25 protein-coding genes and 1 tRNA gene are annotated in these 21,353 nt (G+C 68.8%); 10 read left to right on the forward strand and 16 right to left on the reverse strand.

Annotated elements, in window-relative coordinates; translation table 11 throughout:
• The first annotated feature begins 240 nt into the window (after positions 1-240).
• On the forward strand, positions 241-678 hold the full coding sequence (locus tag FLX08_RS41285; RefSeq protein WP_208761361.1) for a hypothetical protein: 438 nt from the start codon (positions 241-243) through the stop codon (positions 676-678).
• A gap of 542 nt (positions 679-1,220) precedes the next feature.
• A complete protein-coding gene (locus FLX08_RS09670; protein WP_142618012.1) occupies positions 1,221-1,631 on the forward strand; it encodes a hypothetical protein in 411 nt (136 codons plus the stop codon).
• 84 nt (positions 1,632-1,715) lie between these two features.
• Here FLX08_RS09670 and FLX08_RS09675 read toward each other — a convergent pair whose 3' ends face one another.
• Positions 1,716-2,633, reverse strand: a complete 918-nt coding sequence (locus FLX08_RS09675) for an aminoglycoside phosphotransferase family protein (protein WP_142618014.1) — start codon at positions 2,631-2,633, stop codon at positions 1,716-1,718.
• A 124-nt stretch (positions 2,634-2,757) separates the two neighbouring features.
• Here FLX08_RS09675 and FLX08_RS09680 point away from each other — a divergent pair, with 124 nt between their 5' ends.
• Positions 2,758-3,144 carry a type II toxin-antitoxin system RelE/ParE family toxin gene (locus tag FLX08_RS09680; RefSeq protein WP_142618016.1) on the forward strand — a complete coding sequence of 129 codons (387 nt, stop codon included), beginning with the start codon at positions 2,758-2,760 and terminating at the stop codon, positions 3,142-3,144.
• Positions 3,128-3,457 (forward strand): helix-turn-helix domain-containing protein, encoded by a 330-nt coding sequence (locus tag FLX08_RS09685; RefSeq protein ID WP_142618018.1) that lies wholly within the window; start codon positions 3,128-3,130, stop codon positions 3,455-3,457. The genes FLX08_RS09680 and FLX08_RS09685 overlap by 17 nt, the downstream gene beginning before the upstream one ends.
• Before the next feature lie 386 nt (positions 3,458-3,843).
• On the opposite strand, the gene FLX08_RS09690 is transcribed toward FLX08_RS09685, so the two are convergent.
• The 3 genes from FLX08_RS09690 to FLX08_RS09695 are packed head-to-tail and all read right to left on the reverse strand — an operon-like array spanning position 3,844 to position 5,800.
• Positions 3,844-4,377, reverse strand: coding sequence for a flavoprotein (locus FLX08_RS09690; protein WP_142618020.1), 534 nt, complete (start codon positions 4,375-4,377; stop codon positions 3,844-3,846).
• The gene (locus tag FLX08_RS41995; RefSeq protein ID WP_244312523.1) at positions 4,374-4,682 is read right to left on the reverse strand and encodes a hypothetical protein; all 309 of its coding nucleotides are present in this window, start codon (positions 4,680-4,682) and stop codon (positions 4,374-4,376) included. Before FLX08_RS41995 ends, FLX08_RS09690 begins: the two co-directional genes overlap by 4 nt.
• On the reverse strand, positions 4,679-5,800 hold the full coding sequence (locus FLX08_RS09695) for a helix-turn-helix transcriptional regulator (protein ID WP_244312524.1): 1,122 nt from the start codon (positions 5,798-5,800) through the stop codon (positions 4,679-4,681). Before FLX08_RS09695 ends, FLX08_RS41995 begins: the two co-directional genes overlap by 4 nt.
• A gap of 370 nt (positions 5,801-6,170) precedes the next feature.
• On the opposite strand from FLX08_RS09695, the gene FLX08_RS09700 reads away from it, so the two are divergent.
• Positions 6,171-6,437, forward strand: a complete 267-nt coding sequence (locus FLX08_RS09700) for a hypothetical protein (RefSeq protein WP_142618022.1) — start codon at positions 6,171-6,173, stop codon at positions 6,435-6,437.
• Positions 6,434-6,727, forward strand: coding sequence for a hypothetical protein (locus FLX08_RS09705; protein WP_142618024.1), 294 nt, complete (start codon positions 6,434-6,436; stop codon positions 6,725-6,727). Before FLX08_RS09700 ends, FLX08_RS09705 begins: the two co-directional genes overlap by 4 nt.
• A 293-nt stretch (positions 6,728-7,020) precedes the next feature.
• Here the strand turns inward: FLX08_RS09705 and FLX08_RS43360 are convergent, their stop codons facing one another.
• The 8 genes from FLX08_RS43360 to FLX08_RS09740 all read right to left on the reverse strand — a co-directional run bounded on the left by FLX08_RS43360 (position 7,021) and on the right by FLX08_RS09740 (position 10,725).
• Positions 7,021-7,284: a DUF6247 family protein gene (locus FLX08_RS43360; protein WP_425280619.1), complete on the reverse strand. Its 264-nt coding sequence runs from the start codon at positions 7,282-7,284 to the stop codon at positions 7,021-7,023.
• Between the two features lie 293 nt (positions 7,285-7,577).
• A tRNA-Val gene (locus FLX08_RS09710) sits at positions 7,578-7,649 on the reverse strand.
• A 15-nt stretch (positions 7,650-7,664) separates the two neighbouring features.
• A complete protein-coding gene (locus FLX08_RS09715) occupies positions 7,665-8,621 on the reverse strand; it encodes an ROK family protein (RefSeq protein ID WP_142618026.1) in 957 nt (318 codons plus the stop codon).
• On the reverse strand, positions 8,618-8,944 hold the full coding sequence (locus FLX08_RS09720) for a hypothetical protein (protein WP_142618028.1): 327 nt from the start codon (positions 8,942-8,944) through the stop codon (positions 8,618-8,620). Before FLX08_RS09720 ends, FLX08_RS09715 begins: the two co-directional genes overlap by 4 nt.
• A 71-nt stretch (positions 8,945-9,015) precedes the next feature.
• Positions 9,016-9,471 carry a peroxiredoxin gene (locus tag FLX08_RS09725; RefSeq protein ID WP_208761362.1) on the reverse strand — a complete coding sequence of 152 codons (456 nt, stop codon included), beginning with the start codon at positions 9,469-9,471 and terminating at the stop codon, positions 9,016-9,018.
• A 73-nt stretch (positions 9,472-9,544) separates the two neighbouring features.
• Positions 9,545-9,973, reverse strand: a complete 429-nt coding sequence (locus FLX08_RS09730) for a DUF3052 domain-containing protein (RefSeq protein WP_142618032.1) — start codon at positions 9,971-9,973, stop codon at positions 9,545-9,547.
• Positions 9,974-10,112: 139 nt separating this feature from the next.
• Entirely contained in the window at positions 10,113-10,520 is a 408-nt protein-coding gene (locus FLX08_RS09735; RefSeq protein WP_142618034.1) for a secondary thiamine-phosphate synthase enzyme YjbQ, read from the reverse strand.
• A 10-nt stretch (positions 10,521-10,530) separates the two neighbouring features.
• Complete coding sequence (locus FLX08_RS09740) at positions 10,531-10,725, reverse strand: DUF1918 domain-containing protein (RefSeq protein WP_142618036.1); 195 nt, start codon at positions 10,723-10,725, stop codon at positions 10,531-10,533.
• Positions 10,726-11,295: 570 nt separating this feature from the next.
• Here FLX08_RS09740 and aceE point away from each other — a divergent pair.
• Together aceE and FLX08_RS09750 are read left to right on the forward strand one after the other, a co-directional pair.
• Positions 11,296-14,049, forward strand: a complete 2,754-nt coding sequence (gene aceE / locus FLX08_RS09745; RefSeq protein ID WP_142618038.1) for a pyruvate dehydrogenase (acetyl-transferring), homodimeric type — start codon at positions 11,296-11,298, stop codon at positions 14,047-14,049.
• A 162-nt stretch (positions 14,050-14,211) separates the two neighbouring features.
• A complete protein-coding gene (locus FLX08_RS09750; RefSeq protein WP_142618040.1) occupies positions 14,212-16,206 on the forward strand; it encodes a serine protease in 1,995 nt (664 codons plus the stop codon).
• Positions 16,207-16,429: 223 nt separating this feature from the next.
• On the opposite strand, the gene FLX08_RS09755 is transcribed toward FLX08_RS09750, so the two are convergent.
• The 4 genes from FLX08_RS09755 to FLX08_RS09770 form a co-directional block, all read right to left on the reverse strand.
• Complete coding sequence (locus tag FLX08_RS09755; RefSeq protein ID WP_142618042.1) at positions 16,430-16,825, reverse strand: VOC family protein; 396 nt, start codon at positions 16,823-16,825, stop codon at positions 16,430-16,432.
• Between the two features lie 219 nt (positions 16,826-17,044).
• Positions 17,045-17,758 (reverse strand): helix-turn-helix transcriptional regulator, encoded by a 714-nt coding sequence (locus tag FLX08_RS09760; RefSeq protein ID WP_208761363.1) that lies wholly within the window; start codon positions 17,756-17,758, stop codon positions 17,045-17,047.
• 251 nt (positions 17,759-18,009) lie between these two features.
• The gene (locus tag FLX08_RS09765) at positions 18,010-18,468 is read right to left on the reverse strand and encodes a helix-turn-helix transcriptional regulator (protein ID WP_142618046.1); all 459 of its coding nucleotides are present in this window, start codon (positions 18,466-18,468) and stop codon (positions 18,010-18,012) included.
• Between the two features lie 80 nt (positions 18,469-18,548).
• On the reverse strand, positions 18,549-19,565 hold the full coding sequence (locus FLX08_RS09770; RefSeq protein ID WP_208761364.1) for a PHP domain-containing protein: 1,017 nt from the start codon (positions 19,563-19,565) through the stop codon (positions 18,549-18,551).
• 133 nt (positions 19,566-19,698) lie between these two features.
• Between FLX08_RS09770 and FLX08_RS09775 the strand changes: the two genes are divergently transcribed.
• Both FLX08_RS09775 and FLX08_RS09780 read left to right on the forward strand, forming a co-directional pair.
• Complete coding sequence (locus FLX08_RS09775; protein ID WP_244312525.1) at positions 19,699-20,172, forward strand: hypothetical protein; 474 nt, start codon at positions 19,699-19,701, stop codon at positions 20,170-20,172.
• 13 nt (positions 20,173-20,185) lie between these two features.
• On the forward strand, positions 20,186-21,349 hold the full coding sequence (locus FLX08_RS09780) for a glutathionylspermidine synthase family protein (RefSeq protein ID WP_142618050.1): 1,164 nt from the start codon (positions 20,186-20,188) through the stop codon (positions 21,347-21,349).
• Positions 21,350-21,353: the final 4 nt, after the last annotated feature.

Below are 21,353 nucleotides of genomic sequence, written 5' to 3' on the forward strand. Positions count from 1 at the left end.
CTCCGCCGTTGAGGTTGTCCAAGCCCACGCTGGTGAGGATCTTCCCGCCCTCCGGGTAGACGGCGGCGGCACCACCTGGCTCATCAGCGGGCCATCGTCGATCCATCTGTGCGACGGCTGCGTCGACAAGGGTTTGATCAAGTTGCATGCAGGCATCGTGTCACTTCAAGGTGGTCAGATTCCATCCCACCGAGTTCCGTAGCAGAGTCCTGGGCCTGCTGACGGCCTAGGGTTGACTCCTTGGACATTGATCGATGCCGGGATCGTTGGCTCGCGTCAGGCATCCCTGCAGGTGAGATCGATCGGGTCGCGGATTTCGGGGTCCGATGGGGTGGGCTTGCGCTTCCTCCGGCTCCTCACTATGACGGTGGCCCATGTGTCTTGTGCCCGGATACGCCGGAAGGTTCACCGGCCGATGGTTGGTGGTTCGAGGCCGGTATACAGCGAACGGCCGTTCCCTATTCCTTCATCGGGCCTGGTGGTGAGTTCGGTGTGTACGGTTCCCGTTGGGTGCCGCTGCATGCGACTGTCGAGGGCTGGGTGGAATCGGTGGCGCTGACCTATCACGCGTCCTCCTATGCCAAGAAGATCGTGAAGGTCACGGCCGACGAGGTCGAAGCGATCCGGCTCGAAGAGCATGAGCCTGTGCTGGAAGTCGCCGGGCTGGCAGATTCCTGATGGAAGGGCTCGGATTCGCTTGTGGCGATCTACAGAGGAGAGGCGGAGTGCCTTTCTGCTCCCGCATGCCGGACCGCGTTCGTTTATTCAGGCCCGGATCACCGGGGTCCGCATGGTTGAAATCCCTTGCGGTGGTGCGCGGGCAGGATTCGTCCCGACGGCGTAGCCGAAGGTGGGCCTCCCTCAGCTCCGCCATTCGGACTGATCACCGACACCGGAGGTCCGGGGGGCAAGGCTTCGAGCGGCCGGGATCCGGTTGGACCGACCTTCAGCTCGCGGCGGATGGCATTTCGCCACGACCACGGCTCTAACGTTCGTCAGGTCGCCAGATGGTGTCCCCGTCAGGGAATCTAAATGGCTCGGTTGCCGATATGGAGGCATGCTGTACCGGTGTCGTCGTTGCTGACCTCGGAGAGATATGAGCGGACGACGCCCTGTTGCGAAGCGAACGCATCCGCAGAGTCGTCTATTACCCACTGACAGGTGGGGAGGACGGCCGGAATGTCGAGGAATGGGACTTCGGGCCCTGGCACCAGCCGACCATGGGCGTCGAACTGTTCACCAACGAGGGCACTTGCTTCTCCGCCGTATGGGGAAGCAGCTTCGATTACTACGGGCTTGAACTCCTCCCTGGGCCGATGACCGCGTACCTACGGCGATTCGGAGAGCCGTGCGGGCCGGCTCCCGTGGAAGTGACCGACCACCCGCGCTGGTCGAGCCTGGTCGGCAGGAAACTGACCCGCGTCGACATTGCCTGGTCGGAGGACCGCGAGCGCGGCATCCGGGTGCCGGACGCGATCCGGTTGTGCTCGCAAGAGAAGGTCGTGTGGATCGCCTGCGGCCGACCGGCGGACTGGCCGCCAGGCGAGGTCTACTACCTCGGTACCGACGACGTGATGGTCGTCTTCACCGCCGAGCTCGCGGCCAAGGTGGGCATTCCTGCTGTCCGCTAACCCGCTGGCCCGAGCACCTGGGGTTGCTCCAGAAATCTTGGAGGGTCCTGAAGAAGGTATTCGAGCGTGTGAAGAGGCGATCGATCAGCGCTGGGCCGTTGCGATGAGGCGCCGCAATGCGGCACGAGCGGGTGGGCCCCACGTGGCCTTGCCTCCTGGGCGGCCGTGGACACCGGCTTCTCCGATGAGGATGCCGCTGAGGGCGCGTCCCACCGCCCATCCGCGGGCCCGGCGCAGGGTCGCAGTGTCCGGGGCTGGCTGGTAGGCGTCGTAGAAGCGGTCGGCCGTGTCGTCCGGCAGCAGAATCCAGGCGGCAGCGAGGTCACAGGCTGGATCCCCCGTGCAGAGGTCGCCGAAGTCGATCACGCCGCAGATGGTGCCGTCCGCGGTGAGGACGTTGGCCGGATGCAGGTCGGCGTGAAGCCAGAGCGCCGGGCCTGACCAGGCGGGCGCGGCGACGGCGTCGTCCCAGACCGCGCGGACGGCATCTGGATCGGGGATCAGCCCCCTCTCGGCGGCCTCGGCGAGCTGCTTGGCGAAACCTTCGGAGTAGTCCGCCAGCGGCCCTCCGCGGCCCCGGCCGATGGGCGCATGGTCGGGGGCGGGCTGGTGCAAAGCCGTCAGGAAGGCGGCCAGGGCGTCGGCCGCCTCTGCGGCGCGTGTGACGGGAGCGCGGTCGGCAGGATCGCCCGGCACCCAGGTGGTGACGATCCAAGGTCGTGGGAACGGAGCGGAGGGCTCGCCGAGGCGCTGCGGGACGGGGACCGGCAACGGAAGGCGCGGGGCGAGGACGGGCAGCCAGGTGTGCTCTTTAAGAAGCAGCGCATCCGCAGACTGCGTCGCCCAGGGCAACCGGACGGCGAGGTCGTCACCGAGCCGCCATAGCTGGTTGTCCCAGCCACGCGCGCCGAGCCGCAACGGGCGATCGGCCAGGTCGGGGTGCTGGTCGCGCAGCAGATCCCGCACAAGCTCGGCACTGACCTCGATCTCGGAGTGAGTCATGCGGAGCAACATAGACGCATGGCGGCCTGCCCGTTTCCCCCCGGTTAGCCAGCCCTCGTCGACAGCGAGGGAACCCCGTGCAGTAGCCTGACAGGGGTAGAAGCCAGAAGTTATATTCCGAGGTGTGGCCTGGAACGTCGTACTGCTCGAACCGGTTGAGGACTGGTTCCTCAAGCTCTGCGAGACCGACCCTCATACCGCGACCTTGGTCGAACGAGCCATCGACCGGCTGGCCGAGGTCGGCCCGGCTTTGGGCCGTCCGCTCGTGGACACCTTGGAAGACGACGACCTGAACAATTTGAAGGAGTTGCGGCCTGGCTCCCGAGGCCGCTCAGAGATCAGGATCGTGTTCGTTTTCGACCCAGACAGGGAAGCGATCCTTCTGGTAGCCGGAGACAAGGCTGGACGATGGTCGCGCTGGTACCACGAGGCAATCCCTCTGGCCAAGCACCGCTACGCCCAATACCGCGCAGACATGGCGAAGGAAGACCGAGATGAGCCCTGCTCGTAGCTGGCGCGAAGTCAAGGCGGAGGCGCACCGCCGCCATCCGGAGCTGGCTGATCCTGCCCGGCAGGCCGCAGCCGACGCCGAGCTGGATGCGTACGTGGCCGGACATCACCTGAAGGAACTGCGTAAGGCACTAGGGAAGACTCAGGCCGATATTGCTGCCGCCCTGGGCATCTCGCAATCCCGTGTTTCCCAGATTGAGAACGGCGATCCTGAGGTTATGGAGATAGAGACCCTTCGCGCCTACGCGAACGCCCTGGGAGGACACCTTCAGGTGACGATCAGCGTCGGCTCTCATTCCGTCAAGGTCGCCTGAACCGCCGCCTCCACGAGCAACCAAGGCGAGCCACACCCTCCCACGGCTTCGAGATAACGGCCTGATCGCCGATGTCCGGACGTCGTGAGTCAACGGCAGTGGCAGGTTGATTCATCGGTACCCGCCCCTGACGGAAGATGGGGCTCTTCACTCTGGTGGGCAGCACTGAATTCGAACCAGTAACCCATCCAGGAAGGGGGCGGGACCAGCACCCGGAACCCACCCTGACCTGGACGCACGACCCGTCGTCGTCCATCGCGATTTTCACCCGGACGGCAGCGTCGGTAATTAGTTAGGGAGCAGCGCGAACGATGCGAAGAAGGGGAGGTCACGCTCCAGAGCAGGGCGTAGCTCTGACTCCGGCAACTGGTCCACGAGATACGTAATCACCTACGCAGTACCTTCAATGCCAGTTGCCACGGGAAGGTCTCCAGTCGGTCGGTGCCTCCACTCGGCGGATGCGGCTCAAACTGGCCAGGTCCCATGAGCAAATCAACACCTTCACTGCGCAACGAGTCGACGCTGTCGCGGAAGGGCTTGCGAGCAGCAAGGGCGCTGTTCACGAAGGGCAGGACGACGACGGGGATTCCGAGGCCGGGGGCTTCGGCGAGAAGGCCGAGGGCGTAGGTGTCGGCGATGCCTTGGGCGAACTTGTTGATGGTGTTGTAGGTCGCGGGCGCGACGATGATGGCGTCGGCCCTCGGGGGCTTGGGGTCGCCGGGCTTGCGGTACTGGCTGCGGACGGGGCGGCCGGTCTGCTTTTCCAGGGCCGGCACGTCGATGAAGTCGAGCGCGCTTGGGGTGGCGACGATTTGGACGGTCCACCCGTCGTCCTGGGCCATGGTGACGAGCTTGCCGACGTCGCCGGCGGGTCCTGCGGCGCAGACGATGATGTACAGGACCTTGCCGGTGTTGGTCACGCGCTGACTCCCAGGGATTCGGCGTACTCTCGCGCTTCGCGGCGGATGCTGATGGGCGCGGTGGCGAGGATGTCGCGGACCAGCCTATGAGTGGCGGGGCGGCTGGTGATTTCCTCGGGGGCGATGTCACCGGCGGCGCGCAGGATGTAGAGGGCGCGGTCGTGCTTGCCCCAGGCGAGGAACGCTCGGGAGGTGTCCAGGAGGACGGTCGCCTTGCGCTCGTTGATGGGCAGGGCGTTGATGTCGATCCTGCGGGCGTTCTCGATCGCGGTTCCGGCATCGCCAAGGGAGAGGGCGATGCTCACGCGGTGGCACAGGACGTTGCTCGGACCGAACGCGGTCCACATGTGGTTGCCGTCGTAGCGAGTCGTCGGCCTGCGTCCTCGGCCTCGTCCAGGAGTTCGGCGGCGGTGTGCCGGTTGCTGTGCTGGGCGGCGGCGACGGCTCCGCGCAAGAGGAGTGTGCCGTACACCGATAGGTCGTTCGGGGACGGCTGGGACAGGGCGGCGTTCAGGCGTTGGGCGGCGCTGCTCGCCATGCCGGTCGCTGCTCGGTGGTGGCCACCGTCCATCAGGGCGTGCGTGATGATCCGGGCGCTTGAGCCCATCATCAGCGGGCTCTCGCTGGCCTGGGCGGCGTGGACGCTGCGGTCGGCGGCGAGCCAGGCGAGGCCCTTGTCTTCCTGCTTGAGCAGGATGGAGGCGGCCACGTGGTGCGCCTCGGCGGACAGGGCGTGCGCCTTGAGCCGGGCGTCTCCGTCGAGTGTGGCGCACGCAAGGCGCAGAGAGCGGATCAGCGCGGGAAGCATCGCCGCGACCTCGGAGTATCGGCACGCCTGGTAGGTCCGCTTCGCCCGGGCGACGGCGGCGGCGAGTTGCGACAGCTCCGGGAGCTGGGGCCCGGCGACCGGGTATTCGGTGAGGGCTGCGGCGAGATCGTCGGCGCCTGCGGCTTCCTCGTCGCGGGTGAGGGGCTGGGCTACTACGGCACTGAACAGGGCGGCCCCCGCGAGGCCGACGAAGTCACGACGTCGCACTTCGGTCTCGTCCTCTCCGTGTCGGACGAGATCAACGGTAGGCGGAGGACCTGCTGGGCGGGCATCCTGCCGTGGGATGGCTGCGGCGGCCAGGTCGCGAGGAGCGAGGCCGAGAGCCATGCGGGCCTGGTCGGGCATGTGCAGGCCGTCCGCGATCCGCTCGAACACCTCCAGGGCGATGACCTGCTGACTTCCGCTCATGATGGCGCTGACCTTGCCCTGGCTATAGCCGGTCAGGCTGCCGATGACGGTCTGGCTCAGGCCGCCGTACTGGCGGACCAGGCGGAAGACTGCGCCGATGTCGCGGGTCTTGAGCGCGGTGAGCATGTCGGGGCGGTGCCACAGCGAGGTGGGGACCTCGTACGGCTCGGCGATGCGTGGCGGCATCCGCGGGCTTTCCCTTCGCACCGGGGCGGTTACGGAAAGTGCCTTCCACTGCTACGCGGTCGTGACCTATCCCGTCAAGGGATGCCACGCGGGGATGGGCTGGGAGAACGAGAATTCCGACCCTTGATCCCATGGTTACGGAGATGGACAGATGCGGAGCCTGCCGGGGGAAGGGCTGGCGGTTCGTTCGGAAGTCCTCGGCCGATGCCCGGCTTCGGCTTGACGGTGTGGCCGTGGAGTTGGTGGCGGTCGAGTGCTTCGACTGTGCGGGTACCGGCGTGCCGGCGGCGGCGTGATGGGCGCTGATCGGCTCGTGTACGGTCGGCGTCCTCCGGAGGTCACCGCTGTCCGTGCTGCGGAGCGGCTGTGTGTGGAGCTGGAGCAGTACGGCGTGGCGGCCGACGTGCACGAGGGGTACGGGCTGGCGCTGGTGTCGGTCTGGGTCGAGCTCGTCGTCTGGACCGATGGCCGCTGGTTCCGCTGGCGCTCGGGCCGTACCTCGACCAGCGGGCGGCCGGTCTACGCCTTCGCCCCGGCCTCCGACGTCGTCACCGCCGCGCGCCGGGTGGCGCATCGCTACCGGCAACTGCGCCGTACCTACCCGTGCCCGCCGTACCTCGCTGGCGAGGGCTCGTGAACGACCTCGACGAGCCGAACCGCCTGCACAGCGCACACGTCCCCACCCTCCGGGGGAACTTCAGAAAGCTGGAGTGGCGGAAGCCGCCGCCGGCGCATCGCGTCCGGGTTCTGGCCTGGACCTGCGACTGTCAAGCACGGTTCTACGAGTTGTGCCAGTCGGGCGGTGTCGCCTTCATCCGGCGCACCGTACAGAACGTGGACGCCCCTGAGATCAGCGAGACCCACCGGTGGCGGGTGGGGCAGGGCTGGGAAACCTGGTCGGCGTTGCTGACCGGTCAGGTTCGGTAGACGGGCGCGGCGACAGAAGACAAGATCAGACTTGCTCTGCCGACCGAGGCGAGTGGTCACTGAACGAACGCGACTGCGTTCGCTAATGACGCAAGCCCTGCGGGTACGGGGCTCCTTCGGTGATGGGCGGTAGTGGGTTCGAACCAGTGATCCTCAGGAAGCGCCTCGATCTGTTATCGAGCCAAAGGATCGGGCTCAGCGATCGAGTACACCTACTACTCGACCCCGCGCTCAGCGAGCAGTTCGCGCCATGTCTTGTCGCCCCGTGGAATTGGCTTACCGGCGTCGGCCAGTTACTGGACACGGACGGCCCGCTCGTAGAGGTCTCTCCTGCCCTGCGGATCTTTCACCGAGTCGCACGCGATCAGCCACCAGGTGTGAATGAACTCGCGCAATAGGCCGAGGTCCGAACTGGCACGAACCTCAGCAAGTACAGCGTCAAGACTTGCGTCGAACCCATCTCGGTCCTGTGGCATGACCAACGCTCTACGGATGGCATGCGGATTCTTCTCCGGCAGGGGGCCTTCGGGGAAAACTCCTGGCGGTTGCACGCTCATGCTCGCCAGCGTACGTACAGGCACTTGATGCGGCGCAGGCAAATACAGGACTCGAGAGGGGTTCAGCCTGCGGGCCGTCGCGCGACTCCAGGAGGTGACCGCCCTCACCGATCACTCGGTACCGCGCCAGCAGCGGCCCCACTGCCTGGCGGCAGTAGCTTCAGAGAGGCGCGGTTCTCAGCCGACGATGTGGTCCACGGTGTGGCCAATCGAGAGATCAAAAGGGGGCCAGATTCAATGCTGATGGCACGAGCCCCGTTTTCCCTGATGGGAGACGGGGCCCTCTTCGCAGGTGGGCGGTACTGGGTTCGAACCAGTGACCCCTCGCTTGTAAGGCGAGTGCTCTACCGCTGAGCTAACCGCCCGGACCGGACTACACCTTACGACACCGACGCGCCTCTCAGCACATCGAGTGACCAGTCGGCGCCCGCGTCGCCGTCTCCCGCCGCCTGCCAGCCGAGGAGAGCCGCACCCAGCATGCCCGCCCGGGGGCCCAGGGCGGCCGGGCGTACGGGCGGGGGCTCCCGGAAGGCCAACCGGCCGGCGAGCCGTTCCCTCAGCGGCTCGAACAGGGCCGCGCCGGCCTCCGCCAGGCCGCCGCCGATGACGATCAGGGCCGGGTCGAGGACGAGCACGTACGACGCGAGGGCGATGGCCAGGGCCTCGATCGCCTCGCCGAACACCTCGGCGGCCACCGGGTCTCCCGCGACCGCGAGTTCGACGACCTCCTTCGCCGTCGCCGTACGGCCGGAGCGGTCGGTGAAACGCCGGGCCACGGCCGAGGCGGAGGCGTAGGTCTCCAGGCAGCCGATCTGCCCGCAGGCGCACTTCTCCCCCGCCGGCCAGACGGACGCGTGCCCGATCTCGCCGCCCCAGCCGTGCGCGCCGCCGTACGGCTCGCCGCGGAGCACCACCGCTCCCGCGATGCCGGTGCCGATGGGCAGGAAGAGGAAGTCGGCGACGTCGCGGCCCGCGCCGAAGACGCTCTCGGCCAGGCCGCCCGTGCGGACGTCGTGCCCGAGCCGCGCGGGGACGCCCGGCGGCGTGAACGCCTCGGCGGGCACGTCGCGCCAGCCGATGTTGGCCGAATAGACGGCGGTGGACGCGGTGACGATGCCCGGGACGGCCAGGCCCACCCCGGCGGGCTCGGCGCCATACCGGGAACGGCCGAGGTCGGCGATCTCGCCGACGTAGGCGCGCACGGCGTCCACGACCGCGTCCGGACCGTCCTCACGCCCCGTGGGCCGCCCGGCGAGGACGGTGACCTCGCCCTGCCGGGTGACGAGACCGCCCTTCATGGAGGTGCCGCCCACGTCCAGGGCGACGACGTACGTCACGAGCGGCCCAGGACGCGGTCGAGGGCCGCCTCCACCTCCGCGGCGAGGCCGGGCATCCGGGCGGAACCCGGCGGGCCGGCCGTGACGAGCGGCTCGTCGGCGCGGGCGAGCCGCACCTCACCGCAGGAGCGGCACTCGATCTCCCCCAGGCGGCAGATCAGCGCGATCGAGCCGCACGAGGCGCACGTGTCGAGATCGAGGTCGTGCACACGCTGGCAGTCCGGGCAGACGAGGACCTGCGCCTCGTGGCGCACCGCGCGCTTCCAGGGGCTGGCGCCGCGGACAGGGTCGGTCTGCCGGGCCCCGCACCGATAGCAGGGCATCGTGGCCTCCAAAAGGGCGAGTCGGAGTCGGAGTCGAATATGTCAGTGCCCGGGGGCGGGCAATGAAACGATCAGATGTCCGCGAGCGCCTTCCGGTACTCGTCGAGATCGCGTGCGGAACCGATCGGGTTGACGACCTTCCAGCGCACGATGCCTTCGCCGTCGATGATGAACGTGCCCCGGAGCGCGAGGCCCCTGTCCTCATCGAGGACACCGTACGCCCGGGCGACCTCACCGTGGGGCCAGAAATCCGACAACAGGGGAAAAGTGAAGCCCTCCTGGTCGGCCCAGGCGCGCTGGCTGAACATCGAGTCGACCGACACCGCCAGCACCTGGACGTGCGAAGGCAGGGAGCCGGCGAGCTCGTCGCGGATGGCCGCGAGCTCACCGTGGCAGACGGGACTGAAGGACAGGGGATAGAAGACGAGCATGACTGTTTTGCCCCGCAGGTCGGACAGGCGCACGGGGACACCGTGCTGGTCCTTGAGCGCGAAATCCGGAGCCCGCTGCCCGACCTCTATCGCCATGAGCAGTCCCTCCCCAGGTGTCCGCTCATCATCCTGCCGTACGGCATCCCCGGGCCGTACGGCAGGGCAATACTCAGCGGCGGGCCTTCGGGGCGACGAGCCTTGTGCCCGACCAGTCCCTGGCGGCGCTCACGCTGCTCGTCTGCGACAGACCCGCGGTCGCCGCGTCCTCGCCGATGTCGCTGGGCTCCACGTGGCCCTCGCGCCCCGCCTTGGGGGTCAGCAGCCAGATCTGGCCTCCGTCGGCGAGTGCGGTCATCGCGTCGCTCAGCGCGTCGAAGAGGTCGCCGTCGCCGTCACGCCACCAGAGCAGCACCACGTCGACGACGTCGTCGTAGTCCTCGTCCACCAGCTCGTTGCCGGTCAGCTCCTCGATGGACTGGCGCAGCGCCTCGTCGCAGTCCTCGTCCCAGCCGACCTCTTGCACCACCTGACCGGCTTTGAGGCCGAGTCGTTCGGCCAGGCCGCGCTCGTCCTGCGCCTGACCCGCGGTCGCGCTCACGTTTATCCCTCCTGCTTGGGTGACCCCGCCCAGTTTGCGGTTGTCCCGGCTCGTTGAGAGCCATGCTTCGGCACAGTCCACACGCTGCGACCCGTCGTCGTCAACGGTCGCCACGGCGGGTGACCCGCACCGTTATCTCTTAATCGGTCAAAAACGACAAACGAACACGCCTGTCGGGGTTGTCGACGTTGAGGTCGACCAGGGCGACCGACTGCCAGGTCCCCAGCGCCATCCTGCCCGCGAGGACGGGAACGGTCGCGTACGGCGGGATGAAGGCGGGCATGACATGCGACCTCCCGTGCCCACGAGAGCCGTGCGCATGCCGCCACCGGTCGTCCGCCGGCAGCAGGTCTCCCAGGACGGCCAGCAGGTCCTCGTCGCTCCCTGAGCCGAGCTCAAGCAACGCCACGCCCGCCGTCGCGTGCGGGACGAAGACGTGCAGCAGCCCGTCTCCCCCGCACTCGCGCACGAAGTCGGCGCACTCCTTCGTTATGTCGTGCACGCGCTCGCGCGCGCCGGTCCGCACCTCGATCACCGTCGATTTCACATCCGCGATATTACGATTCGCGCTGAGCTGGGACGACGACGGCGTCCGGACCGGGGAAGACGAGCGCCTCGTGCCCGTCCTCGTATCTCACCAGGAACGGCGGGCCGCCCTCCGGGCCGCGGACCTCGACGATCACACCGTGCTTCTCGTGGTCGCCCACGACGGCACCGTGCACCACCAGCCGGTCCCCTACCGTTGCATGCATCTCGGTCCCCCTCTCTCCTGAGCCTGGTACGGCTATCGCCAGCTGGAAAGAGGAGAAACCCTCCCCTCCTCAGAGGAAGGGACAACTCATACTAAAACGTTACGCGCCCACCACACCACCGCCCGGCCACGTCCGCCCGTCCGGGGCGACATGCCGCAGACCTGGAGACACAGGAGGCGAGAGGGTGCCGCAGACGATTACAGAGCGTCGGGGACGGCGGCCGCGCGACCACTTCGCCCGGCCCTCCGGATAGGGCGCGACCAGGCCGGGTAGGGAGGTTCCGACCAGGCACGATATGACCTCTGTGACCTTGCGACGCCCCCGGCGGCGGCCAGTAATGGATGGTGGGTAAAAATCGTCCTACCATCGGTGGTCTAGGCCAGCAACTGCCCCGCAGCCAGCGCGGACGGTCCGGTTACCGGGAAGTAGAGATGCACTTTCCGGTAGGACGAGACAGGATGGAAGAAGACCGCAACGCCGCGATCAAGCGCTGACTGCATCGCAGCAGGCAAAAAACACAGACGTAACAGATCCGACGAGACAAAGTCCATTCTCGGAAGGCGAGACCCAGTGGCTTCCGGACGCCAGCGTTTTTCGATCATCAGTGACGGCCTACCCAGCCAGTTGCCTGATGTCGATCCGAGCGAGACCAGCGAATGGCTCGAATCGCTCGACAACGTCATCAAGACCGAGGGTCGCACCCGGGCCCGCTACCTGATGCTCCGGCTGCTAGAGCGCGCCCGCGAACACCAGGTCGGCGTGCCCGGCCTGCGCAGCACGGACTACATCAACACCATCCCCCCGGAGCGTGAGCCCTGGTTCCCAGGCGACGAGTACGTCGAACGCCGCATCCGGGCCTACATCCGCTGGAACGCGGCGGTGATGGTGACCCGTGCCAACGCGCGGACCAACGTCGGCGGCCACATCGCCACCTACGCGTCCGCGGCCTCGCTCTACGAGGTGGGCTTCAACCACTTCTTCCGTGGCAAGGATCACGGGGAGTCGGGCGACCAGGTCTTCATCCAGGGCCACGCGGCCCCGGGCATCTACGCCCGTGCCTTCCTTGAGGGCCGCCTCGACGCGGCCCAGCTCGACGCGTTCCGCCAGGAGCTGTCCCACGGGATCAAGGGCCTGCCGTCCTACCCGCACCCCCGGCTTATGCCGGACTTCTGGGAGTTCCCCACGGTCTCCATGGGACTCGGCCCGATCGGCGCGATCTACCAGGCGCGGTTCAACCGTTACCTGCTCAACCGCAAGATCAAGGACACCAGCCGCAGCCACGTCTGGTGCTTCCTCGGCGACGGCGAGATGGACGAGCCCGAGTCGCTCGGCGCGATCGGCGTCGCGGCCCGCGAGGAGCTCGACAACCTCACCTTCGTCATCAACTGCAACCTCCAGCGGCTCGACGGCCCGGTACGCGGCAACGGGAAGATCATCCAGGAGCTGGAGTCGTACTTCCGCGGCGCCGGCTGGAACGTCATCAAGGTCGTCTGGGGCCGAGACTGGGACCCGCTGCTCGCGGCCGACGTCGACGGCGTGCTGGTCAACCGGATGAACACCACGCCCGACGGTCAGTTCCAGACCTACTCCGTCGAGTCGGGCGCCTACATCCGGGAGCACTTCTTCGGCGGCGACCCGCGCCTGCGCAAGATGGTCGAGCACATGACCGACGACGACATCCGCAAGCTGTCGCGCGGCGGCCACGACTACCGCAAGGTGTACGCCGCGTTCAAGGCGGCCCGCGAGCACGTCGGCCAGCCGACGGTCATCCTGGCCCAGACGATCAAGGGCTGGACGCTCGGCAAGGACTTCGAGGCGCGCAACGCCACGCACCAGATGAAGAAGATGAGCAAGGCCGAGCTCAAGGAGTTCCGCGACCGGCTCTACCTGCCCATCCCGGACAAGGACCTCGAGGGCGACCTCCCGCCGTACTTCCACCCCGGCGAGAACAACGACGAGATCGCCTACATGAAGGAGCGCCGGGCGGCGCTCGGCGGCTACCTGCCCAAGCGAGTAGTACGCGCCAAGCCGCTCAAGCTCCCCGGCGACCCCGTCTACTCGGGCCTGCGCAAGGGCTCCGGCAAGCAGAACGTCGCCACCACCATGGCGTTCGTCCGCCTGCTCAAGGACCTCATGCGCGACAAGGAGATCGGCGCCAGGTTCGTGCCGATCATCCCGGACGAGGCCCGCACGTTCGGTGTGGACGCGATGTTCCCGACCGCCAAGATCTACTCGCCTCATGGGCAGACGTACGAGGCGGTCGACCGCGAGCTGCTGCTGTCCTACAAGGAGTCGACCGAGGGTCAGATCCTGCACGAGGGCATCAGCGAGGCCGGCTCGATGGGCTCGGTCCTCGCGGCCGGCACGTCGTACGCCACGCACGGCGAGCACATGATCCCGGTCTACATCTTCTATTCGATGTTCGGGTTCCAGCGGACCGCGGACCAGATGTGGCAGCTCGGCGACCAGATGGGCCGGGGCTTCCTGCTCGGCGCCACCGCCGGCCGCACCACGCTGAACGGCGAGGGCCTGCAGCACGAGGACGGCCACACCCCGCTGATCGCCTCGACCAACCCCGCCGCCGTGGCGTACGACCCGGCGTGGGCGTTCGAGATCGCGCACATCGTCAAGGACGGCCTGCGGAGGATGTACGGGGAGCAGCCCGAAGACATCTTCTACTACCTGACCGTCTACAACGAGCCCTATCCGCAGCCGGCCGAGCCGGAGAACGTGGACGTGGAGGGCATCCTCAAGGGCCTCTACCTCTACGCCCCTGCGACGGGCGAGGGGCCGAAGGCGAACATCCTGGTGTCCGGCGTCGCCGGTCCGTGGGCGCTGGAGGCGCAGCGGATGCTGGCGGAGGACTGGGGCGTGGCGGCCTCGGTCTGGTCGGCCACCTCCTGGACGGAGTTGCGCAGGGACGCCCTGGCCGTCGAGGAGCACAACCTGCTCAACCCCGACGCCGAGCAGCGCGTGCCGTACGTGACCAGCAAGCTGTCGGGTGTGCCGGGGCCGTTCGTGGGCGTCAGCGACTACATGCGCGCCGTCCCGGACCAGATCGCCCAGTGGGTGCCCGGCGACTGGAGCTCGCTCGGCACGGACGGCTTCGGCCTGTCCGACACGCGTTCGGCGCTGCGCCGCCACTTCCACGTGGACGCGGCCTCGATCACGCTGGCGGTGCTGACCCAGCTCGTGCGGCGCGGTGAGGTCAAGGCCGAGACGCTGCAGGAGGCCGTCGCCCGTTATCACCTCAAGAACGGGGTGACCGAGGTGACCACTCAGCAGACCCCGGAGACCAACGACACCCAGTCGATGGGCGTCTGATCCGCGGATCGTCCGGCGGCCCCCGTTCCGGCGGGGGCCGCCGTCGTTTCCGGGGGCTCTGATCCCGTCTGAGCGGCTCGGAAGCGGCCGTGGAGTGCGCCACCGGCCGGTCTCAAGCCACCTCCAAGCAGGAAACAAGAACGTTCCATCACGCTTGCGGCCGTGGATGGAAATCTCAGGAAATACTTCGGCAGGCTGACCGGGGGGATGGCCGCGACGGCGGCGTGCGCCCTGCTCGTCGTGGCCGCTCCCGCTTCGGCGGACACCGGGGACGAGGTCCCCGTCGGCACCCGGCTGGCCGCTCGCACCCACCCGGCCGTGCAGCTCACCAGCATCACCTATTCCGGCGAGGTCGTCGTCCCGAGCAGCCAGGCCAAGGAGGCCGCGTGGGACCAGCTCACCAACGAGGCCACCCAGGCCGTGCTGGCCGGAAAGATCCCCTCTGACGAGCGGAGCATCGCCAAGTTCCTCTTCCAGCGCGTGGCGGCCGACGTCGACCGGTATCTCCAGCCCGTCGGCCCGGAGCGTACGGTCAAGGCCCAGGTCGGCGGCATGTGCACGGGCTGGTGGGTGACCCCCGACGGCTACATGGTCACCGGCGCGCACTGCGTCGAGATGAGCAACGAGGAGCTGTCGCAGACCTTCGCGCAGCAGGCGCTGGAGAAGTTCAACAAGCAGGACGCGAAGGACATGATCAACGCCCTGCGGAACTTCGAGGCCGACAAGGAGATGATCGAGCTCGTCCAGCAGATCTACGTCACCTTCAACAGCACCCACCTGGAGATCCGCGGCCTGCGCAAGAGCCTGTCGGTCCTGCAGAGCCTGCCCGGCGGCGGTGTCGACAAGACGGCCAAGGAGGTCCCGGCCGAGCTGGTGTCGGTCGGTGAGAGCTACCCGGGCAAGGACTTCGCACTGCTCAAGGTCAACGGCCAGCAGAACCTGCCGACCGTGCCGCTCGGCGACGACGCCGACGTGCAGACCGGCGACACGCTCTACATCAGCGGCTTCCCCGGCCTGGTGACCAACACGCCGTGGTTCAGCGTCGAGTCGAAGCTCGACCCCGCGCTGACCGAGGGGCCGTACAACGCCAAGCGCACCACGCAGGAGGGCGTGCCGTACGTCCAGACGCAGGCGCCCTCCTACCACGGCAACTCCGGGGGGCCCGTCTTCAGCCGTGCGGGCAAGGTCGTCGGCATGCTGATCGCCGGCACCGTGAGCGAGAACGGCGAGGCGTCGGAGAACGAGAGCTTCGTGCTCCCGATTTCGATCATCAAGGAGAAGCTCAACGAGAAGAACGTCAAGCCCTCCGCGTCGCTGACGACGACGAGGTACAACGAGGCGCTCGACGACTTCTTCCAGCGGCACTACAAGGACGCGCTGCCGAAGTTCCGCGAGGTGCAGGCGCTGTTCCCGAGCCACCCGTACGTCGCGAGGTACATCACCGACTCGCAGCAGGCGATCTCGTCCGGAAAGGACGAGACCCCGCAGCCGTTGTGGCTGTGGATCGCCGCCGGCGCCGGTGTGTCGATCGTGGTCGGCGGAGGTGTCCTGCTGCTGGTCCTCCTGCGCAGGCGCAGGAAGACGGGCTCCTCTCCGCAGGGCCGGTCGCCGTCGCCCGCGTACGGCGGGCCGTACCCGGGGGCCGACGGCGGCGGCTATCCGGCGCAGGTCGGCGCCGGTTACGACCGGCAGCCGGTGAACGGCCAGGTGCTTCCGCAGGGCCGGCAGCCGCAGAGCCTGCCGCCGGCCGACGGCCACCGGCCCGGGCGGACGGCCGGAGACCACGAGGCTCCGCGCTCGCGCGACCACGATCCCCAGCGGCCGGGCGTGCGTTACGACTCCCAGCCGCCTGGAGTAGAGCACGACCTCCAGCAGCCGAACGCGGGCTACGACCCTCGGCGGCCGGACGCGGGCTACGACCCTCGGCGGCCGGACGCGGGCTACGACCCTCGGCGGCCGGACGCGGGCTACGACCTCCAGCAGCTCGACGGCGCGACGCGGTATGTGCGTCCCGCTCCCTCGCCCTATGAGCAGCAGCGGTCGCAGGCCGCACCGAGCCAGGGCCCGGCCGGTTCCGGCGCCCCGGACGTCGCCGACCTGGAGCGGGAGATCGCCGAGTTGCGCCGCCAGTTGCAGCACCGGCAGCCGGAGGCATGACGAGCCCGCGCCACGGCGCGCGTGGCGGCGAGCCGAGGCCGGCCGCCCGTGTCGGCACCTCGAACGGGCGGCCGGCGAACCCCACCCGACCGGCGGGGGTGGGGAACGGCCGTCCGAGCGCCCTGACGGCCCGGAGGGGAAGGGCCCGGAGGGAAAGGCGCCGCAGGGGAAGCACGGGAGGATCCCGGCGGGCGTTCGGACGGCCTGGATGCGCTCCGGCCGGTCAGGAACCGGCCGGGGCGAAGATGCCGAAGAGGTTGCCGGACGGGTCGTGAAGGTAGGCGAAGTCGGGGCCGCTCTCGTTGCGCACGACCTGGCTGAGCACCTTCCCGCCCAGGGTCTCCACCGTGCGGCAGGTCTCGGCCACGTCGCGCACGAGCACCGTGAAGACGGCGTGACCGGGCATGTCGCCGCGGGTGCCGAACACGCCGCCGCACACCTCCTCGTCACCGTCGTAGCTGACGAGCCGGTAGTCCATGCCCACGGCGGCCGAGTTCTCATCGGTCCGGAACCGCCAGCCGAACAGGTCGCCGTAGAAGCGCTGGACCCCCTCGGGGTCGTCGCTCGCGATCTCGAACCAGGCGACGGTGTTGACGGCGGGGGCGGCGGGAGTGGTCATGGTCGGTCTCTTTCTTCCGTTGCGCTCTGCTGTTGCGCCCTGCTGCAACGCTCTGTGGTGGGCGCTCTCTCCTGTGCGACGGCGGCGGCGTGACGAGCGGGGAAGGTGCTCGTTGGGCCACGGCCGGTCCGTCGTCGTCTGAGTAGAGCCTCCCGCTCCCTCGCGACACCCCCCTGTCGGCGTTTCCAAAGACTCACGAACATTTTTTCGAAGAAACGATCAGTCGAGCACCGGTGTGCGCGCGATCATGTCAGGCACCCCGGCGTCGAACGCCTCCAGAGGCCGCCCGGGCACCGGATCTTCGGTGAGGACGGCCTCGACGATGCGGTCGAGCCGGAAGACGCGGACGGCGTCGCGCAGGCGGCACCAGGCCACCAGATACCACCACCCGCTCCGCCCGCCGACGAACGCCCCGGGCTCCACCTCCCTGGTCGTCAGCGCACCCTGCGCGTCGCTGTAGTGGATGCGTAGGACGACCCCCTTGAGCAGGGCCTCCTCGATGACCCGGCCGATCGACCCGGTGTAGCGGGACTCCGGCTTGTCGTCGGTGAGGATCTGCACGCGGGCGGCCAGTTGCCGGGCGCGGTCTCCCTCGGGGCCGGGCATGGCGGCGACGAGCTTGCGCAGTGCGCTGCGCGCCTCGTCGGCGAAGGGCTGCTGTTCTGTGCGGCTCAGGGCGATCGCCACCGCCACGGCCTCGGCGGGGGTGAAGTTGAGCGGGGGCAGGGACATGCTCTTGTCCAGCGCGTAGCCTCCCCTGCGCCCGACCTCCGCGTAGATCGGCACGCCGGCCTGCTGCAGCGCGGAGATGTCCCGCTCGATGGTCCGTGAGCTCACCTCGAAGCGCAGGGCGAGCTCACGCGCGGACCGGCAGCGCGGGGAGATCGCCCGCAGGTCCTCGACGATCGCGTAGAGCCGGTCGGTACGGTTCACGCCGCAGAGGGTAGGCCACCCCACCGACATTTCTCGCTGACGCGTTCGATTGCATCCCATCAATTCAGGTCAGAACAGGTCAGCACGGATCCCGCGCATGCGCGGCGGCACCGCTCCGCGCCGCGCCGCGCCGCGCCGCGCAGGCACGATCTCCCCGCGCTCGATTCGCCGATCCGGACGACACCGTCCCACCGGCTGCGGCCGCTTCCGTCCGCGCCGTCCCTGCCGGCCGGGTCAGCACGTCAGCCGGGTCAGCCGCCGACGACCTCGGCGAGCTCGGCCAGCCGGTCGCGGCCCGGCTCGGGGAAACGCTCGTCCATGACCTCGGCCCAGGAGATCCGGTCGAGCCGGAAGACGCGCACGTCGTCGCGTAACCGGCACCAGGCCACGAGATACCAGTGCCCGCCCCTCCCGCCGAGGCAGATGCTCGGCTCGACGTCCCTGACGGTGGGCACGCCCTTGCTGTTGACGTACTCCAGGCGCAGCACGTGCCGCCCGCGCAGCGCCCTGTCGATGGCGCGTTTCACGGAGTCGGGGCCCGCGAGCGCGTATCCGCCCTGGTCGAGCCGGATGGGGACACCGGCCTCCCGGAGCCTCGCGACGTCGCGCACGACGGTGCTCTTGCTGACCCCGAGGCGCGAGGCGAGCTCGCGGGCCGACAGGCATCCGGCGGATTCCAGCTCCTTCACCAGCGCGTCGCGGCGTTTCATGATTCGACGCTACGTCGATCAGTGCGGACAAACCCGCACAACACACCTCACTCGGAGGCCACAGCACCATCACCCCACCATCACCGCGCGTCCGCGACAACCTCCCAGGGACGGGTGTTACGGATGCGCTCGGGCGGTATCCCGCACAGGGCGGCGCGCTCGCACCCGAACCGCTGCCAGTCGAGCTGGCCGGGCGCGTGCGCGTCGGAGTCGATCGCGAACTCGCAGCCCATCTCGTACGCCAGCCGCATCAGGCGCTTGGGCGGGTCGAGCCGGTCGGGCCTGGAGTTGATCTCCACCGCGACCCCGAACCTCCGGCACGCCTCGAAGACGATCTCGGCGTCGAACCGGGACTCCGGCCGCCCGCGTCCGCGTACGATGCGGCCGGTGCAGTGCCCGAGGACGTCGACGTTGGGGTCGGCCACCGCCGTGACCATCCGCCGGGTCATGTCCGCGGCCTCCATCCGCAGCAGCGAGTGGACGCTCGCCACGACGACGTCGAGCCGTTCGAGCAGCTCCGGCTCCTGGTCGAGCGAGCCGTCGGCGTTGATGTCCACCTCGATGCCGGTCAGGATCCGGAACGGCGTGCCGCCGTCCCCCGCGTACCGCTCGTTGAGCTCGGCGATCACGTCGAGCTGCCGCCGCAGCCGGTCGGCGGACAGCCCGTGCGCGATGGTCAGCCGGGGCGAGTGGTCGGTCATCGCCAGGTATTCGTGGCCGAGCTCGCGGGCGGCGTCGGCCATCTCCTCGATGGGCGATCCGCCGTCCGACCAGTCGGAGTGGCTGTGGAAGTCGCCGCGCAGCGCCGACCGCAGCGCCTGCGCGGCCTCGTCCAGGTCGACGTCCTTGGTGTCCTCAAGCCGCCGGAGGTAGGTCGGCACGGCGCCGTCCAGCGCCTCCGTGATCGCCTGGGCCGTGACCTTGCCGATGCCCGGCATGTCGGTCAGGCCGCCGGTGCGCGCGAGCCGTACGAGCTCCTCCCGGGGCATGTTCTCGATCGCCGCGGCGGCGCCCCGGAAGGCGCGCACGCGGTAGGTCGGCTCTCCGGCCCGTTCGAGCAGGAAGGCGATGCGCTTGAGCGCCTCGACGGGATCCACAATCGGCACGCTACCCGGCGTACCGAGTCTCAGCCGGGGCGGAGATAACAGACTCATCAGGAACCCGGCGGCTGCCTGTCCCGTTCGTCCAACCAGACGATAATGTGTGCCGATCTCGACAGCAGGAGCCCGATTGGCAGAACCCGGGGAGAGTCCCCCACCGACGACGCCACCCGGCGGCTCCTTCCTGCCCACCCATCCCATGGCCATGGGCACGCAGCCGCCGCGGACACCGCCGCCCTCCGGCGGCATGAAGTCCTCCACGGCGATCAAACTCGGCACCCTCGGCGTGCTGTCCGTCCTCGTCGTCGGCTTCTGCGCGGCGCAGGACGACTACGAGGAGGTCGGCGCCGACTGCGTGGACACCTCGACGCTCAACCCCGACGGTTCCTACCTCGTCGTGGACGACGACTACTGCGACGACGACGGCCACAGCCACTACTACGGCTCGCACGGCGCGTACGGCTGGTATTACGGGGGCAGCCGCATAGGCGGCCGGGTCCGGAACGGCACGACCGTACGGCCGGCCGACGCCCACATCACGACCCGGTCGGGACGGGTCGTGCAGCGGGGCGGCTTCGGCTTCCACTTCGGCGGCGGCGGCTGAGCGGGGCCGGCACGTGCGCAGGCTGAGCTCGGCGCCCAGGGAGAACTGGGCCGCCCTCGTCGAGTCGCAGGGGCTCGCGTTCCACCGCTCCGCCCACCCCGAGGGCCTCACCCGGCCCTACTGGGACGAGAGCGTCCACTACGTCTTCCCGATGGACGAGGTCCTGGCGCTGGAGGAGCAGGTCGAGGAGCTGCACCGGATGTGCCTGGCCGCGGCCGACCACATCGTGACCTCCGGCAGGTTCGCCGACCTCGGCATCCCGCCGCACTGCCGGGCGGCCGTCGCGGAGTCGTGGCGGCGGCGCGACCCGCACGTCTTCGGCCGGTTCGACCTGCGTTATGACGGCACGGGACCGGCGAAGCTGCTGGAATACAACGCCGACACCCCGACGAGCCTGGTCGAGAGCTCCGTCGTGCAGTGGTTCTGGCTGAAGGACGTCTATCCGGAAGACGACCAGTGGAACTCGATCCACGAGCGCCTGGTCGACCGCTGGAAGTCGCTCACGCTCCAGACCGGCCCGGCCCACTTCGCGTGGACCAGCGCCGACGAGACGGGCGAGGAGGCGATGACCATCGGCTACCTCCAGGAGACCGCGGAGCAGGCCGGGCTGGTCACGGCGGCGATCGCCATGGAGGACATCGGCTGGGACGCGCTCAACCACAGGTTCGTCGACATGGAGCACCGGGTCGTCCGCACGCTGTGCAAGCTGTATCCCTGGGAGTGGATCGTCGCCGAGCCGTTCGCGCCCCACGCGCTCGCCCAGCAGGTCTCGATGACGTGGATCGAGCCGCTGTGGAAGATGCTGCTGTCCAACAAGGCCCTGCTGGCGATCCTGTGGGAGCTGTATCCGGGCCACCCGAACCTGCTGCCCGCCTACCTCGACGGTCCCCGCGAGCTGGCCGGCGGCCCCGGCTACGTACGCAAGCCGCTGCTCGGCCGCGAGGGCGCCTCGATGCGGATCGCCGCACCGGGCGTCGAGGTGGAGACCGCGGGCGACTACGGCACCGAGGGCTTCGTCTACCAGGAGTTCCTGCCGCTGCCGGACTTCGACGGCTGGCGTCCGGTGCTGGGGGCGTGGGTCGTCGACGACGAGCCGGCCGGGCTCGGCATCCGGGAGACCGCCGGCCTCGTCACCGACGACACGTCCTCTTTCGTCCCCCACCGCATCCACGGCTGAAAGC

Source organism: Microbispora hainanensis (genome assembly GCF_006874475.1).
In the GTDB taxonomy this organism is placed as follows: Bacteria; Actinomycetota; Actinomycetes; order Streptosporangiales; family Streptosporangiaceae; genus Microbispora; species Microbispora hainanensis.

What these genes read in the sequence shown, in the direction of transcription:
- FLX08_RS09670 (WP_142618012.1), top strand. Translation starts at nt 1,221, where the DNA reads ATGGGCGTCGAACTGTTCACCAACGAGGGCACTTGCTTCTCCGCCGTA.
- FLX08_RS09675 (WP_142618014.1), bottom strand. Translation starts at nt 2,633, where the DNA reads ATGACTCACTCCGAGATCGAGGTCAGTGCCGAGCTTGTGCGGGATCTG.
- FLX08_RS09685 (WP_142618018.1), top strand. Translation starts at nt 3,128, where the DNA reads ATGAGCCCTGCTCGTAGCTGGCGCGAAGTCAAGGCGGAGGCGCACCGC.
- FLX08_RS09695 (WP_244312524.1), bottom strand. Translation starts at nt 5,800, where the DNA reads ATGCCGCCACGCATCGCCGAGCCGTACGAGGTCCCCACCTCGCTGTGG.
- FLX08_RS43360 (WP_425280619.1), bottom strand. Translation starts at nt 7,284, where the DNA reads ATGAGCGTGCAACCGCCAGGAGTTTTCCCCGAAGGCCCCCTGCCGGAG.
- FLX08_RS09720 (WP_142618028.1), bottom strand. Translation starts at nt 8,944, where the DNA reads ATGCCCTGCTATCGGTGCGGGGCCCGGCAGACCGACCCTGTCCGCGGC.
- FLX08_RS09725 (WP_208761362.1), bottom strand. Translation starts at nt 9,471, where the DNA reads ATGGCGATAGAGGTCGGGCAGCGGGCTCCGGATTTCGCGCTCAAGGAC.
- FLX08_RS09740 (WP_142618036.1), bottom strand. Translation starts at nt 10,725, where the DNA reads ATGCATGCAACGGTAGGGGACCGGCTGGTGGTGCACGGTGCCGTCGTG.
- FLX08_RS09755 (WP_142618042.1), bottom strand. Translation starts at nt 16,825, where the DNA reads ATGACCACTCCCGCCGCCCCCGCCGTCAACACCGTCGCCTGGTTCGAG.
- FLX08_RS09765 (WP_142618046.1), bottom strand. Translation starts at nt 18,468, where the DNA reads ATGAAACGCCGCGACGCGCTGGTGAAGGAGCTGGAATCCGCCGGATGC.